This is a genomic window from Larsenimonas suaedae (assembly GCF_023712105.1).
Taxonomy (GTDB): domain Bacteria; phylum Pseudomonadota; class Gammaproteobacteria; order Pseudomonadales; family Halomonadaceae; genus Larsenimonas; species Larsenimonas suaedae.
On record NZ_JAMLJI010000002.1, the window covers coordinates 435105 to 450595 of the forward strand.

Genomic DNA, 15491 nt, shown 5'->3' on the forward strand with positions numbered 1-15491 from the left:
TGCAGCACAAGGGCTACCTGCCATGCCATTTTCCGACGACAACGCCGCCACCGTGCAGGCGTTCATCGAGCTGCTCGACGGCATGCTCGACGACCCGCTCGACCGCCGTCGCCCACCGGTGGTCACGTTCTGGTGCGGTGCCGGTTTTTCGAAAGCCTGGGATCCGAGCTCCCCAACCGATGGTGATCTGTTCGCCATCGACCTCGATGACATTCACGACTTCCCCAACCTGCAGCACGTGCTGCATGTCATCGGCTGGGCAGACTATCGACGTCTCAATTTCGAGCAGTTCAAGAACCTGCGCTACGTGTTGGACATGCAGGTCCGCTATCCGGACATCCGCAACCGCTATTTCGATATTCAGAACCTGAAACTGAGCATCAGTGAGCTGCGCACCCTGATCATGCGCCGCTTTCAGGCCGCCTGCGACGTTCAAAACGTCGACGATGACCTGCGCTTCACCACTGAGCGCGACAGCGTTGATCAACAAAACATCACCGCGCTGTTCGCCCTGCTCGAACAACGTGCCCGGCACGCGGGCCTTGATGCCAACTGCCCGCTGTATCACTTTCTAACCACCAATTACGACTTCACGATCGAAAGCATTCTCGAGCGCGTGCACGCGCATTCAGCACCGGTGTTCGGGCGGCTCTATCGTGGGGTGACGCCGAGTCGAATCTGCGGCAGCACCATTTGGGAGCATTTGCCGCGAACGGTGGATCGAACCGTCATCAAGATCAACGGCGGGTTCGAAATTCTACCCACGCTCGAGGGCTTCGAGTTTGAATACCGCGCCCGAAGCGATCGCGCCATCCGCGAGGCGCCACCGCTGCTGATTCTGCCCTCACAGGTGCAGGATTATGATGAACCCTACTTTCATCAGGTGTTTCCAAAGGCCGTGCGTCTTCTTCGCGAAACGGATGTATTGGTGATTGTGGGCTACAGCATGCCGCCGGAGGATGCACTGATCCGTTTCATCCTTCGTCAATTGGCCGAAAGCCCGAGCGATGCCCGGGGCAAGCACGTGTTCGTGATCGACACCAAGAACCACGACATCATCAAATCCCGCCTTGAAGAAGTGTTTTTCTACCTGCCAAGCGTCGGCTGGCCTAGAGAGCACTACTTCAGTGGGCGTTTTGAGGAGTTCTGTCGGCGCGCCGTCACGCAGTAAAAACGCCACTGTGTCGCCACTGAAAGAGCACCGCTCGGGGCCGCCACCTATCATGGCCAACCCGCGCGATCTGCCGTCGTCACCTGGCGCAAAAAAGTGCAATGCCAAGTGCCCGATAGTGTCGGCGCTCATTAAGGCTGCGTTCATCATGGCGCGCTAAAGTCGCTTCTCGCGCAAAAACAAAAAGGGAATGCACCATGCAATGGCAAGATACGAATGCTCGCTACGGCCTCATCAGCCGCGGCTTTCACTGGGCGATGGCCGCTCTGATTATCTGGCAACTCGGCGGTGTGACGCTGTCGCTGTTTGTCGAGGGGCGCCCTGCTTGGCTCGGCGCCTGGATCGGCACGCACAAATCGGTGGGCACACTGTTGCTCGGCGTGGCCCTGATCCGGGCACTCTGGGGGCTTGGTCAGCTCCGTCGACGCCCACCCGCACTCAGCCGGGCTGCCACACTCGGACATATCGGCCTCTACGCGCTGATGATTGCCATTCCCCTGACCGGGCTTGCCATGACCTACATAAGTGGCCGGCCGCTTGCGGTCTTCGGCTATTCACTGTGGGGGCCACATGACGCCAGCACGGTCATGGGCGCAGGGGCTTTCCATACAGCCCATCACTGGCTTGGCTGGGCGCTTCTGGCAACAGTGGCGGGTCATATCACGATGGCGTTTTACCACCACCGCATCAAAAAAGACGGCGTGCTGTCGCGCATGCTCGGTCACTCCCGCACGGGCTGAGCAGACCCTGCGGTCAACGCCTCACTTACCAGCTCGGCGGGGCGGCCGAAATAGTACCCCTGCAGGTGGGAACACCCCTCGTGCTGCAGCGCCTCGGCCTGATCGAGATGCTCGACCCCCTCGGCGGTGATCTTGATGTCGAGGCTGTTCCCAAGGCTCGTGATCGCCTTGATGATCGCTCGGGCCTCGTTGCTCTGACAGATTTCATCCACGAAGCTCCGGTCGATCTTGATGCGGTCGAACGGGAAGGAGCGCAGGTAGTGAAGCGAGGAATACCCGGTGCCGAAATCATCCAGCGCGATGGCCACGCCCAGCGCCTTCAGTGCCTTGAGCGTCGTCATGTTGCGCTGTGAGCTGTCGAGCAGAATGGATTCGGTAATCTCGAGTTCCAGCCGCTCGGGGGCAAGCCTTGACGTGACCAGCGCCTGCTGCACGTCATCGACCAGCTGCGGACGCTCGAACTGGATCGGCGACAGATTGACCGAGACGGTCATCTCGGTCTGCCAGGACGCCGCCTCGCGACAGGCCTGATTGAGTACCCACAGGCCGATGTCGTGAATGAGCCCGGTGCGCTCGGCCACCGAGATAAACTCGAGCGGTGACACCATGCCCCGCATCGGATGCATCCAGCGAATCAACGCCTCATAGCCGGACGGGCCGTAATCGTCGGCGCGCATGATTGGCTGATAAAACACGACGAATTCGTTTTCGCGAAGGGCGCGACGCAAATCCGCCTCCATATCGAGCCGGGCACACGCCGCCTGATGAAGGGCGTCGTTATAACAGGCGTATGCGCCCTTGCCGACCCGCTTGGCTTCATAAAGCGCGAGATCCGCGCTTTTCATCAGCGCCTCCGGCGTATCAAGCGTCTCCGAGGACAGGGCGATGCCGACGCTGATGCCGGCCTGCAGCTGGTGATGATCGATCTCAAACGGCGCCTGAACCGCCGACAACAGCCGGGTGGCCAATGCCTCGAGCGCGTCGATGGTGTGACAGGCCGGCACGACAATGGCGAACTCGTCGCCGCCGATGCGCGCCATGATGTCATGATCGGACAACAGCGGTTGCAGCCGCGCGGCCAGCGCCATCAGAAGCTGGTCGCCCACGTGATGGCCCAGCACATCGTTGACGTCCTTGAAGTTATCAAGATCAAGCATCAGTACGCCGGTACTCTGGCGGCGCTCTCGACAGAGCTCGAGCCCCTGCTCGATGCATCGAACGAACAGGCTTCGATTCGGCAGATTGGTCAGCGCGTCGTGATGCGCCATGTGGTGAATCTGATCGTGGGCCTGCTTGGTTTCGGTCACATCCTCGATCAGGTAAACCATCAGTAGCTGTTCGTTTTCAGCCACGAGCGGCACCATGCGACACCGAAGATGTCGCGTGCCATCGGCGCGCTGCAGTTTGGCGTGGGTCTGTTGAAGGGTGCGTTCCAAAATGGCCCGCTCGGACGTACCGGTCAGCTGGTCGAGAATTTCCGCCAGATGGTGCGGCGCGGTCACGCTTGATTTTCCACCCTGTGCGTCACGAAGCGTTTCACTGTTGAGCCGGATGCGACCGGTGTCGACTTCCTGCACCACCACATGAATCGGAATATTGGCAATCACGGAATTTAGAAACGTCGACAGCGCATCGAGCTCTTCATTACGTGCGATCACATCGTCTCGTGCAACCTGAAGCGCTTTTTCGTACTCACGCCGCTCGGTGACATCACGCGTGATCTTGGCAAAGCCGATCAACGTATCCAGATCATCCCGGATCGCTTCGATCACCACGTGCGCCATGAAGGTCGACCCGTCCTTTCTCACCCGCCAGCCCTCGGCCTCAAAACTGCCCTGTTCACGGGCGATATCCAGGCTCTTTTCGGGTTTATTGTCGGTGCGGTCCTGATCGGTGTAGAACATGGAAAAGTGCTTGCCGATCACATCCTCGGCGATATACCCCTTGATGTGCTGAGCGCCCGCGTTCCAGTTGGTGATGACCCCATCCGGGCTCAACATATAGATGGCATAGTCGCTGACGCCCTCGACCAGAAGACGAAACCGGTGCTCCTCTTCGAGCTGACGGCGACGCTGCTGCATGGTCTCGGTGTTGTCGCGGGCCACCTTGGCAAACCCGATCAGGGTGCCGCTGTCATCGTGTACCGGGTCGATCACCACACTTGACCAGAATAGGGTGCCGTCCTTTCGAATGCGCCAGCCCTCGCTTTCAAAGCGACCCTCCTCGCGCGCACGCTGGAGCCCAAGCGCTGGAAGCCCCGCCTGACGGTCGGCGTCGGTATAGAAGCAGCTGAAATGCCGCCCGATGATTTCCTCGGGCGTGTACCCCTTGATCAGGCGGGCCCCCTCGTTCCAGCTCATTACATTGCCATCGAGATCAAGCAGATAGATCGCGTAGTCGATGACGTTGTGCACTAGATATCGATAAATAGGGTCGTTGCTCATCATGGCTCGATCAATTGAACGTATTTGCTGCGATATCGGCAGGTCGCAGGATAGATTGACCGAAAAAAACCGCCCTGTTCATTCAATACCGCCTCACCGAAGCGGATAAAGTAGCCTCTGTGACTATGTCCTGAACCGCGTATTTCAACTGTGGATTTGACCCATGGCTCGAGGCACTCTTTTTTCGCCCCGCTGGCTGCCCTGGCTGACAGCATTGATCATCGCCGTGATCACCCTGACGACCTATCGCTGGTACGTTCAGCAAAACGACGATTACGCCAGGGCACGCTTCATGATCCTGACCGATGACATCGCCCTTGCCATCACCGAGCGCATGAAGAATCACGAGTTGATTCTAAATAGTGGCGCAGGCTTCATCGGTGCCAGTCAAACGGTCAGCCGCCGCGAGTGGCATCATTACTACGAAAGCCTCCACCTGGATCAAAATTACCCGGGCATCCTGGGCTTCGGCTACGCCCGCCTTCTGAGAGACGCTCAGCGTCCAGAGTTCGAGCGACGCATTCGCGATGAAGGGTTTCCGACGTTTGAGGTGCATCCGCCAGGCGCGCGCGCGCTGTACGTTCCGGTCACCTATCTGGAGCCGTTTTCCGGCGCCAACCTCGATGCGTTCGGCTATGACATGTTTTCGAACGAGACGCGTCGCCAGGCGATGGTCCGCGCCGTCAATCAGAACGCGACGAGCATGACGTCACGCGTCATTCTGGTTCAAAAAGCGGCATCTGAACGGGAGCAGGCCGGCGTCCTGATCTACGTCCCGGTCTTTTACGAGGGGCAGCCGCTTCTGACCCGGGCGCAGCGCTGGCAAGCGCTGAGAGGGTTTGTATACAGCCCGTACCGCATCAGCGACCTGATCGAAGGCAGCGTCCCTTCAAGCAGCAGCCTCGGCTTTATCCTGCTCGACGGGCCGCCCTCATCCGCCACCGAAATGTATCGCTCCTTCGACGAGGCCCAGGTCGATGTCGACAAGGCCCGTTACACCCACGAACTCACCCTCGATCACTTCGGAAAGACATGGACACTTCGCGTCTACAGCCTGCCGGGGTTCGAAAAACAGTTCGTCTCGCTTGCCGACCACCTGCTGCTGCCGACCGGTCTCGCCGTCGCCCTGCTCGCGTTCGCTCTGGTGTTTATCATGGTCAATCGGCAACGAAAGGCCGAGCGGCTTGCCAAGCGAATGACGCGCACCATTCGCCATAACGAACGGGAACTTCAGGATATCCGTGCACGTCAGGAGCGCGTGCTGAGTGGCAGCAATGACGGCTGGTGGGAGTACGACCTTCAAAAAGGGGAGCTGTTTTTCTCCGAGCGCTGGTGGTCGCTTCTTGGGCTGACGCATGATGACTACCCCAACACCATCGACACGTTCATGTCCCTGCTGCACCCCGAGGATCATGAAAAAACGATAACCCGATTTTACGACCGGCTCGGCTCGAACGACACGGAGTTCAATTTCGAATTTCGCCTGCGTCACCGCGATGGCCACTACATTCCCTTTCTCTCTCGCGGCACCATCCAGCGTGACGGCTCCGGCCAGGCCATTCGCATCAGCGGCGTCAACATGGATCAATCAGAACGTCACCGGGTCGATCAGATGAAGCGAAGTTTCGTCTCGACGGTCAGCCACGAACTCAGAACGCCGCTGACCTCGATTTCAGGCGCCCTGTCTCTGGTCAATGCCGGCGCGCTGGGGCCGGTACCGGAGCCCATGGCCCCGATGCTCGACATCGCCAAGCTCAACAGCGACCGTCTGACGCTCCTGATCAACGATCTCTTGGACATGGACAAGCTGATCGCCGGCAAGATGACGTTCTCGCTGGCGTCCTACGCCCTTCGCGCGCTGATCGATGAGGCGCTTAAAAGCAATCAGGGCTACGCCGACCGTTTCGGGGTGACACTCAACGCACGTCCGTTCGACGACACGTGCGTTCAGACCGACAGCCTGCGCTTTCAACAGGTGCTGTCGAACCTTCTGTCCAACGCCATCAAGTTCTCGCCCAAGGGGGCTGCTGTCGACATCGACATCCACCACGACTCGGAAGGCGTGACCGTCTCGGTCATCGACCGCGGCCCGGGTATTCCCGAGGCGTTCAAGCCTCACATCTTTCAACAGTTTTCCCAGGCGGACGCCTCCGACACCCGTAACGTCAACGGCACGGGGCTTGGCCTTGCAATTACACGGCAGCTGGTGATCAACATGCGCGGTGAAATCGGTTTTGAAACGCCGCCTGAAGGCGGAACGCGCTTTTGGGTGCGCGTGCCGAAGGCATGACGTTGGCCCACGCTAGTGGGCATCGAGGGCGTTACGCACATTGGTCTCGAAAACTTGCGGGCCAACCCATGGCGTGAATCTACGACGATCGTCTAAAATCCCAGACACTTCGCCCTTCCCCCGCCGCCCCGCCCGGGCGGCTTCTGGGTCCTTAAGCTTACACATTCAGTTCCGATCGGCGTTCCGCGCAACCGCACGGAAGGCCGGTGATCGCACCACTTACGTGAGGTTCCATGACCCGTCATACCCACCCCATGCTCGTCCTGCTGGCACTGGCCACCGGCGGCTTTGCCATCGGCACGACCGAATTCGCCACCATGAGCCTCTTGCCCTTCATTCAAAGCGACATGGCCATCTCGCCATCGACCGCCAGCCACATCATCAGTGTCTACGCCCTCGGCGTGGTCATCGGCGCGCCGGTCATCACGGTGCTTGCCGCCAAGATCGACCGAAAATGGTTGCTTCTGGCCCTGATGGCATTGTTTGCACTCGGCAATGGCCTGAGCGCAATCGCGTCTGATTACAACTCACTGATGCTCTTTCGTTTCATCAGCGGCCTGCCTCACGGCGCCTACTTTGGTCTGGCCGCGCTCATGGCTGCGTCCGTGGTCACAAGCGGCAAGCGCACCCGCGCGGTTGGCATGGTGATGCTGGGGCTGACGGTCGCGACCATCGTCGGCGTACCGCTCGCCACCTGGCTTGGCAACGTGTTCGGCTGGCGGTTCGGGTTCTGGCTGGTCACCGCACTGGCCCTTCTGACCGTTGTGATGATCGCCCTGTTCGCCCCGAAAACCGGGGTCGCCTCCGGTCAGAGCGCCAAGAGCGAGCTTCGCGCCCTCAGCAACAGCGCGGTGCTTTTGACGCTCGCCATCGGCGCCATCGGTTTTGGCGGCATGTTCGCGGTCTACACCTACCTGACCTCGACGCTCGATCACGTCACCCAGATGTCAGCGCATTCCATACCGATCATCCTGGGCATCTTCGGTCTCGGCATGACGGTGGGTAACGTGGTTCTACCCCGGTTTGCCGACCGCTCCCTGATGCCGACGGCAGGCGGGCTACTGCTTTGGAGCGCGGCCGCGCTCGCAGCCTTCCCGCTGGTCGCGGACAACCCGGTTCTGATCGCGATCGACGTGTTCTGCATCGGCATGAGCGGCGCGCTTGGCACCATCCTGCAGACGCGCTTGATGGACGTGGCCGGCGAGGCGCAGAACCTGGCCGCCGCGCTCAACCACGTCGCCTTCAACATGGCCAACGCCCTCGGGCCATGGCTTGCAGGCCTTGCCCTGGCCTTCGGCTTCGGCTACCGCTCGACCGGCGTTGTCGGCTGCCTGCTGGCCCTTGGCGGCCTGGCAATCTGGGCGGTGGCTCGCCGGCAGGAAAAGCGCCAGCGCCACGCAGCCGCGTGACCGTTCACGCAAACGTCGAGCTGTAAAAAAACCGGGGCCGCCTGAAAAGGCGGCCCCGGTTTTATTCGAACGCGGTGTCAGAAGCCAAAACCGCGTTTATCAGTGCGCTTCTTCCCAGTTCGCCCCGCTTTCGGCCTCGACCAGCAGCGGCACGCTGAGTTCACCGGCCTGCATCATGCGCTCGCTGACGGCGGCCTTGAAGGCCTCGACCTGGTCGTTTTTGACCTCGAACACCAGTTCGTCGTGCACCTGCATCACCATCCAGGCGTCGAACTCACCGCCTGACAGCCAGGCATCGACCTCGATCATCGCGCGCTTGATGATGTCGGCGGCGGTGCCCTGCATCGGGGCGTTGATCGCGGTGCGCTCGGCGGCCTGACGACGGGTGTGGTTTTTGGAGGCGATGTCCGGCACGTACAGCCGTCGGCCGAACACGGTCTCGACGAAGCCGGTGTCGGCGGCGTCAGCGCGGGTACGCTCCATGAAACGGGCCACCCCCGGATAACGTTCGAAGTAACGGTCGATGTAGGTCTGAGCCTGGTTACGCTCGATGTTGAGCTGACGCCCAAGCCCCCAGGCGCTCATGCCGTAGATCAGGCCGAAGTTGATCGCCTTGGCGCTGCGGCGCTGATCCGCGCTGACCTTATCCACAGCCACGTTGAACACCTCGGCCGCCGTGGCGCTGTGGATATCCTGATTGTTGGCGAACGCCTCCAGTAGCCCTTCGTCTTCGGAGAGGTGCGCCATGATTCGAAGCTCGATCTGAGAATAGTCGGCGGCGACGATCGAGTAGCCGTCTCGGGCGATAAAGGCGGTTCGAATCTTGCGGCCTTCCTCGGTACGCACCGGAATGTTTTGGAGGTTGGGGTCACTCGAGGAGAGCCGGCCGGTGGCGGTCACGGCCTGATGATAGCTCGTGTGAATGCGTCCGCTTTCGGCGTTGACCAGCTGCGGCAGCTTGTCGGTGTAGGTTGAGCGCAGTTTCGAAAGCCCTCGATGCTCCAGAATCACCTTCGGCAGCGGGTAATCCAGTGCCAGTTCCTCGAGCACGGCCTCGGCGGTTGAGGGCGCGCCCTTGGGCGTTTTCTTGATCACCGGAATCTTGAGCTCGTTGAACAGAATCTCGCCGAGCTGCTTGGGCGAGCCGAGGTTGAACTCGCGCCCGGCAAGCTCGAAGGCGTCCTTTTCGATCGCCTCGATCCGCTCGCCAAGCGTCCGGCTCTGCTCGCCGAGTTTTTGGGTGTCGATCAGAACGCCGGTGCGCTCCATTCGGGTCAACACCGGAATCAGGGGCCGCTCGAGGCCGTCGAGCACCTCGGAAAGCCGCCCGGCTTCTTCGATGCGCGGGCGCAGAATGGCGTGGAGGCGGAGCGTCACGTCCACATCCTCGCAGGCGTAGGGCGTGGCCTCCTCGAGCGCGATCTGATTGAAGGTGAGCTGCTTGGCGCCCTTGCCGGCAATGGTCTCGAAGCTGACCGTTTCATGGCCCAGGTACTGCTTCGCCAGCGCGTCCATGTTGTGCTGGGTCGCGGTGGAATTGAGCACGTAGGATTCGAGCATGGTGTCCACCAGTGGCCCGCCGACCGGTACATCGTAGCGCGCCAGCACCTCAAGATCGTACTTGAGGTTCTGTCCGATCTTGGTGACGCGCTCGCTGGCAAGCAGCGGCGCCAGATCGGCAAGCACCCGGGCACGATCAAGCTGGTCCGGGGCATCGAGGTAATCGTGCCCGACCGGCACATACACCGCCTCGCCCGGCGTGAGCGCTAAGCCGATACCGACGATGTCGGCCACCATGTAATTGAGGCTGGTGGTCTCCAGATCGAAACAGACCGCGTCAGAGGCGTTCAGCCGCTCAAGAAAGGCCTGCCATTCGGCCTCATCAACGATGGCGCGGTAATCCTGCTCATCGAGCGCGAAGCCGGTCTGGCGCTCGGGCTCCGGGTCCTCGACCGCGGCATCGCCCGGGGCTGCGGTTTGTTTCGCGTCGCCGCCGTTATTGTCCAGCTCATTGAGCCAGCCCTTGAACTCGAGCCGGGTGTAGAGCGCACGCAGCGCTTCAACGTCCGGCGCGGGACGTTCCAGATCGGTCAGCCCCACCGGCAGCTCGCAGTCGGTCTTGATGGTGGCAAGCGTGTAGGAGAGGTACGCCTGCTCCCGGTTGGCCTCGAGCTTTTTCGGCAGGCTCTTGGCGCCGCGAAAGCCGAGCGTGGTCACACGCTCAAGATCGCCAAAAATGGTGTCGAGCCCGCCGTTCATGCCGGTCAATAGCGACAGCGCCGTTTTCTGGCCCACCCCCGGCACGCCGGGGATGTTATCGACGCTGTCGCCCATCAGCGCGAGGTAATCGATGATGAGCCCGGGAGGAATGCCGAACTTCTCTTCGACGCCGGCTTCATCGAGGGTTTCGTTTTTCATGGTGTTGACCAGCGTGACGTGGGGGCTTACGAGCTGCGCCATGTCCTTGTCACCGGTGGAGATCACCACATCGCGGCCATCGCGCGTCGCCTCGAACGCGAGCGTGCCGATCACGTCGTCGGCTTCCACCCCCTCGATGCACAGAAGCGGAAGGCCAAGGGCGCGCACGCAGTCGTGCAGCGGCTCGACCTGCGGGCGCAGATCGTCCGGCATGGGCGGGCGGTGCGCCTTGTACTCGGGGTAGATCTCGTCTCGAAAGGTCTTGCCCTTGGCGTCGAACACCACCGCCATCGGGCTTTCCGGGTACTGACGGATCAGGCTTTTCAGCATCGACACCACGCCACGCACGGCGCCGGTTGGCGTACCGTCGGCAGCACTCAACGGTGGCAGGGCATGAAAAGCGCGGTAGAGATAGGACGAACCGTCGACGAGGACGATCGGAGTAGCGGCCATGGGAGCTCCCGTCGGCGTAAATCGGAAAGGCCCATGATACGAAACGCGCCCGCGCCTGTCAGGCGGCCTGACGCGATCGGGCCAAGCACGCGGCACTCGGGCGCACGCCGATCGGCATCGTATGCCCAGTTGCCGTTTGTTACACTCACGCTTTATCGTTCAACTGCACGGTGCGCCCATGAACTCACGCAGCCTGTCGTTCATTGCCCTGCTCGCGCTTGGCGCCCTCGGCCTTCCGGCCCAGGCCGCCCCAGATCAAGGCGCCGCGGTAACCCAGGAATACCGCACCAACGGCTACCTGTACGCCATCGCGGTGACCGATGACAGCGGCCATTACGTGCTGATCGATCGCAATGGCGATGGCAACTTCGAGCGCTACGACGGCGCAGAACCCGTTGCCGCCCCCGACTGGACCAAAGACTGAGCGCGTGCTGCGTTCACGCATGGAACCGGCCGAGCCGAGCGGCTAAACTGGCGCTTTTTGACGGCACCTGCCCTTAAGCGTGCCCCTCTCCCTTATCGACTGGCGAGCTATCATGGCGGTTTTTACACCTTTGACCGAGGCTCAGGTCCGCGACTTTCTTTTGCGCTACGAGATCGGTGACCTTGTCACCCTCGAGGAAGTCGCCAGCGGCACCGAGAACTCGACCTTTTTTGTCACCACCGACCAGCAGCAACTGGTGCTGACGCTGTTCGAACAAGGGGAGCAGGAAGAGCTGCCCTTTTTTGTCGACCTGCTCGATTTTCTGGCCGGGCACTCACTGCCGGTGCCTGGCCCGATCCACGACAAGACCGGGGTGGCGCTTCAAAGCCTTGCCGGCAAGCCGGCGCTTTTGTTCCCGCGATTGCCGGGGCGTCATCCGCATGATCCGACCCTTTCCCAGTGCGCGGCCATTGGCCAGACGCTTGGCCAGCTGCACACGGTGTCGCGCCACTTTACCGGCAGCCGCCCCAACCCGCGCGATCTTCGCTGGATCTCGGCCAACCACACCAAGGTACTGAGCTATTTGAACGCCGACGACCAGGCGTTGATGCGCGACGAACTGGATGCGTTTGAGGCGACGTTCGGCACCGACACGGCACTGCCCCAGGGCGCGCTTCACGGCGATCTTTTCCGTGACAACGCCCTGTTCGATGGCGACCGACTCGGTGGGCTGATCGATTTCTACAACGGCTGCACGGGGGATCTGATCTTCGATCTCGCGATCGTGGTCAACGACTGGTGCACCCGTGAGAACGGCGCCATCGATCATGAACGCTACGCCTCGGTGCTGGGCGCGTACCTTGCCGAACGGCCGTTCACCGACCGCGAGCGCGCCCTCTGGCCGATGATGCTTCGCATGACCGCGCTTCGCTACTGGCTCTCGCGCCTGCTGGTGGTCTATGTCGATCCACCGGCGCACACCCTGACGCCGAAGGACCCGGCTCAATACCGCGCCATCGTCAAAGCACGCCGTGATCTGGAGCTGCCCGCGCTTCCGGCCTGACCCAACGCAGGCCTTGCCGCTCGAGCCGGTGTTTGATCCGGCTCGAGCGCACCGCGCCTCTTGGCGCTCGTCGCTCTCGTTGCCTGCTTTTCTCTCATTGCCTTCTCTTCTTTCGTTGCTTGTCCTTCTCTCTTTTCCTGCCCTTCTTGCTGCTTGCCCTTCTTTTGCGTCTCGTCCCGCGCTCAACGCGTCATCGGGCCAACGGCACTGGCGTTCAACCTGCAATTTTCTTTTCCGAACCTTAAGCCTCCGGAATGCTCGGCCATGTCTGTGGTCGTATCGGCACCGGGCGCGTTCATGGCCCACGTTCATAAAACCTTAATCCTTACTCGGCACACTGGAGGCCATTTGATATCCAGGAGCAGTGAACTCATGGCGCTCACGTCAAATTGGATCGCTCGACTGCGTCCGTCACAGCGCGCGCTGGTCGATAATCGGGATGGCATCGCGTTGCTCGTGCTCTGGGCCATCGGCGTCTCGCTCTGGCAGCCGCTGTCGGCCCTGTCCGAGCTTTGGTCGCTGGGCGCGTTTCAGAACACCAGCGCATTTGACGCCATCGACCATTCCCGGCGCTTTATCAATGTCGCCACCCCGCTTGCGCTCGGCGTGGCGGCCGCGCACGTCTATCGCTGCGCCCGCAGGCTTTGCTACACAAGCCCCATCGCCCAGCGCACCGCACGGGTCTGGCTGTTTCTTCTGGCGCTGACCCTGCTTGGCCACGTCGATACGGCGGATGTCATCACGATCGCCCTGGTGCTTGGCGCACTGACGCCGCTGATCAAGGGGCGTGTTACCCAGAAAAAGGCGATCAAGAGTGGCCTCTGGCTGTTCGCAGCCCTTGTCTTCTTTGGCCCCGGCGCGCTCGTCATGTGGGCGATCCCGCTGATCGGCAGCATGCTGTGGCGGGCCTCTCAGCTAAAGACCACGGATTACCGCGCGCTTTTCGGCGCGACCGGCGCAGCCCTTGGTGGCTTTGTTCTACTCTCGCCCCTGCTCTAGACTCGATTGCCGTGCACCGAACAAGGCCGCCCACCGGGCGGCCTTGTTGTATGATGCGTGCCTCACAGATGCATTCGAACGTCAGGTATTTCCAGACGACAGGTGTTTTCCGACGTGGAGCTTCGATGACCGTTTCCTCTTCCGCCGTTACCCGGGCGCTTGCCACCTACAACATCGACCAGTGGGGCAGTGGCTATTTCGACGTCGATGACCAGGGCCATGCGCTGGTGCGCCCCGGCGGCGAACACGACCCGCGCACCCGCTCGCTGCCGGAGCTTGCCCAAACCCTGCAGGAGGCCGGCCTTCGCCTGCCGGTGCTGGTGCGCTTTACCGACATTCTGCATGACCGGGTCGAACAGCTCTGCGCCGCCTTCGATCACACCATTGCCGCCTCGAGCTACACAGGCCAATACACGGCGGTCTACCCGATCAAGGTCAACCAGCAGCGCCGGGTGGTCGAGGAACTGCTGGCCACGCCCGAGCGCGGCCGGGGCCGGGTCGGCCTGGAAGCCGGCAGCAAGCCAGAGCTCCTTGAAGTGCTTGCGCTGTCGTCTGAAACGCAGAGCACTATCGTCTGCAATGGCTACAAGGACCGCGAGTACGTTCGGCTGGCACTGATGGGCGAAAAGCTGGGCCATACGGTCTATCTGGTGGTCGAAAAGCACGCCGAAGTGCAGCTGATTCTGGATGAAGCGCACGCGCTCGGTGTCACACCGCGCATCGGCGTGCGGGCGCGGCTGATGTCGATCGGCAAGGGCAAGTGGCAGAACACCGGCGGCGAGAAATCCAAGTTCGGCCTGACCGCGACCCAGATTCTTGGCATCGTCGATCAGCTCGAGCGCGCCGGCAAGCTCGAGGCGCTCCAGCTGGTGCATTTCCATCTGGGCTCCCAGATCGCCAACATCCGGGACATTCAGCGCGGCCTGCGCGAGTGCACCCGGTTTTATCAGAGCCTCAGGGCCGCCGGCGCACCCATCGCGGTCGTGGATGTCGGCGGCGGGCTTGGCGTCGACTACGAAGGCACGCATTCACGCAGCTTCTGCTCGATGAACTACTCGATGCAGGAGTACGCCAACAACGTCGTCGGCGCCTTTCATCAGCTCTGCGACGCCGAAGGTTTGCCCCACCCGGACATCATCTCGGAATCGGGTCGGGCGCTGACCGCGCATCATGCGGTATTGATCACGCAGGTGATCGAGGAAGAGCGCCAGGGCGCCAGCACCCTGCCCGAGCGGATCGAGGGCGATGACCCGCAGCTCGATAGTCTGTGGCTGACGCTCGAGCGGCTCGAGCGGGCACCGGTCGCGCGACGGCTGATCGAGTACTACCACGACCTGTATCAGGCAATGAGCGAGCTGCAGGACCGCTTCGTACTGGGCGATGCCACGCTTGCCCAGCGCGCCGCGGGCGAATCGATCTACATGGCGGGCTGCCGACGCCTTCACGGGCTCCTTGACCCAACAAGCCGGGCGCACCGTGAAATTCTCGATGAGCTCAACGAGAAACTCGCCGACAAGCTGTTCGTCAATTTCTCGCTGTTTCAGTCGCTGCCTGACGTCTGGGGCATCGATCAGATTTTCCCGATTCTGCCGCTGACCAACCTGACCGAACCGGTCACTCGGCGCGGCGTGATTCAGGACATCACCTGCGACAGCGATGGGCGCATCGACCACTACGTCGACGGCCAGGGGATCGAGGCCACCCTGCCGCTGCCGGAATGGCGCTATGACGAGCCGAAGCTGATGGGCTTTTTCCTGGTCGGGGCCTATCAGGAAATTCTGGGGGATCTGCACAACCTGTTCGGCGATACCGACTCCATCGACGTCACTCTCGGTGAGGACGGCCAGTGGCGGCTCGGCACCCCGATCCAGGGCGACCGGGTGGCGGACGTGCTTGGCTACGTCAATTTCGACGCTGGCCACCTCAAGGAACGCCTGCGACGCCAGCTGATGCACTGCGAGCTTTCCGGCCCAGAGCGCGCCCGCTTCATGGACGAACTCGAGGCCGGGCTTGAAGGCTACACCTACCTGGAGCCTTGAGCGCGACAGCGCTGCCTCTGCGGCCCTTTCAGAACGGGGCG

10 protein-coding genes are annotated in these 15491 nt (G+C 61.6%); 8 read left to right on the top strand and 2 right to left on the bottom strand.

All coding sequences use genetic code 11. From position 1 onward, the window contains the following. Positions 1–22 precede the first annotated feature (22 nt). A complete protein-coding gene (locus NAT49_RS07940) occupies positions 23–1171 on the top strand; it encodes an SIR2 family protein (RefSeq protein ID WP_251592977.1) in 1149 nt (382 codons plus the stop codon). A 197-nt stretch (positions 1172–1368) separates the two neighbouring features. Then, positions 1369–1911, top strand: a complete 543-nt coding sequence (locus NAT49_RS07945) for a cytochrome b (RefSeq protein WP_251592980.1) — start codon at positions 1369–1371, stop codon at positions 1909–1911. Here the strand turns inward: NAT49_RS07945 and NAT49_RS07950 are convergent. Continuing rightward, positions 1893–4355, bottom strand: a complete 2463-nt coding sequence (locus tag NAT49_RS07950) for a sensor domain-containing protein (protein ID WP_251592982.1) — start codon at positions 4353–4355, stop codon at positions 1893–1895. The genes NAT49_RS07945 and NAT49_RS07950 overlap by 19 nt on opposite strands. Positions 4356–4518: 163 nt before the next feature. Here NAT49_RS07950 and NAT49_RS07955 point away from each other — a divergent pair, with 163 nt between their 5' ends. Further along, positions 4519–6645 carry a CHASE domain-containing protein gene (locus NAT49_RS07955; RefSeq protein WP_251592989.1) on the top strand — a complete coding sequence of 709 codons (2127 nt, stop codon included), beginning with the start codon at positions 4519–4521 and terminating at the stop codon, positions 6643–6645. A gap of 233 nt (positions 6646–6878) precedes the next feature. Then, complete coding sequence (locus NAT49_RS07960) at positions 6879–8054, top strand: MFS transporter (protein ID WP_251592991.1); 1176 nt, start codon at positions 6879–6881, stop codon at positions 8052–8054. A gap of 99 nt (positions 8055–8153) precedes the next feature. Here the strand turns inward: NAT49_RS07960 and polA are convergent, their stop codons facing one another. Further along, entirely contained in the window at positions 8154–10925 is a 2772-nt protein-coding gene (gene polA, locus NAT49_RS07965) for a DNA polymerase I (protein ID WP_251592998.1), read from the bottom strand. A gap of 178 nt (positions 10926–11103) precedes the next feature. Between polA and NAT49_RS07970 the strand changes: the two genes are divergently transcribed. The 4 genes from NAT49_RS07970 (at position 11104) to speA (ending at position 15450) form a co-directional block, all read left to right on the top strand. After that, entirely contained in the window at positions 11104–11349 is a 246-nt protein-coding gene (locus tag NAT49_RS07970) for a DUF2782 domain-containing protein (RefSeq protein WP_251592999.1), read from the top strand. 112 nt (positions 11350–11461) lie between these two features. Beyond that, positions 11462–12412: a homoserine kinase gene (locus tag NAT49_RS07975; RefSeq protein WP_251593000.1), complete on the top strand. Its 951-nt coding sequence runs from the start codon at positions 11462–11464 to the stop codon at positions 12410–12412. Between the two features lie 372 nt (positions 12413–12784). Beyond that, positions 12785–13411, top strand: a complete 627-nt coding sequence (locus tag NAT49_RS07980) for a hypothetical protein (RefSeq protein ID WP_251593001.1) — start codon at positions 12785–12787, stop codon at positions 13409–13411. Positions 13412–13536: 125 nt separating this feature from the next. Further along, entirely contained in the window at positions 13537–15450 is a 1914-nt protein-coding gene (gene speA / locus NAT49_RS07985) for a biosynthetic arginine decarboxylase (RefSeq protein WP_251593009.1), read from the top strand. The last annotated feature ends 41 nt before the right edge of the window (positions 15451–15491 follow it).

Coding starts and splice junctions, on each gene's coding strand:
- NAT49_RS07940 (WP_251592977.1), top strand. CDS start 23: ATGCCATTTTCCGACGACAACGCCGCCACCGTGCAGGCGTTCATCGAG.
- NAT49_RS07945 (WP_251592980.1), top strand. CDS start 1,369: ATGCAATGGCAAGATACGAATGCTCGCTACGGCCTCATCAGCCGCGGC.
- NAT49_RS07950 (WP_251592982.1), bottom strand. CDS start 4,355: ATGAGCAACGACCCTATTTATCGATATCTAGTGCACAACGTCATCGAC.
- NAT49_RS07955 (WP_251592989.1), top strand. CDS start 4,519: ATGGCTCGAGGCACTCTTTTTTCGCCCCGCTGGCTGCCCTGGCTGACA.
- NAT49_RS07960 (WP_251592991.1), top strand. CDS start 6,879: ATGACCCGTCATACCCACCCCATGCTCGTCCTGCTGGCACTGGCCACC.
- polA (WP_251592998.1), bottom strand. CDS start 10,925: ATGGCCGCTACTCCGATCGTCCTCGTCGACGGTTCGTCCTATCTCTAC.
- NAT49_RS07970 (WP_251592999.1), top strand. CDS start 11,104: ATGAACTCACGCAGCCTGTCGTTCATTGCCCTGCTCGCGCTTGGCGCC.
- NAT49_RS07975 (WP_251593000.1), top strand. CDS start 11,462: ATGGCGGTTTTTACACCTTTGACCGAGGCTCAGGTCCGCGACTTTCTT.
- NAT49_RS07980 (WP_251593001.1), top strand. CDS start 12,785: ATGGCGCTCACGTCAAATTGGATCGCTCGACTGCGTCCGTCACAGCGC.
- speA (WP_251593009.1), top strand. CDS start 13,537: ATGACCGTTTCCTCTTCCGCCGTTACCCGGGCGCTTGCCACCTACAAC.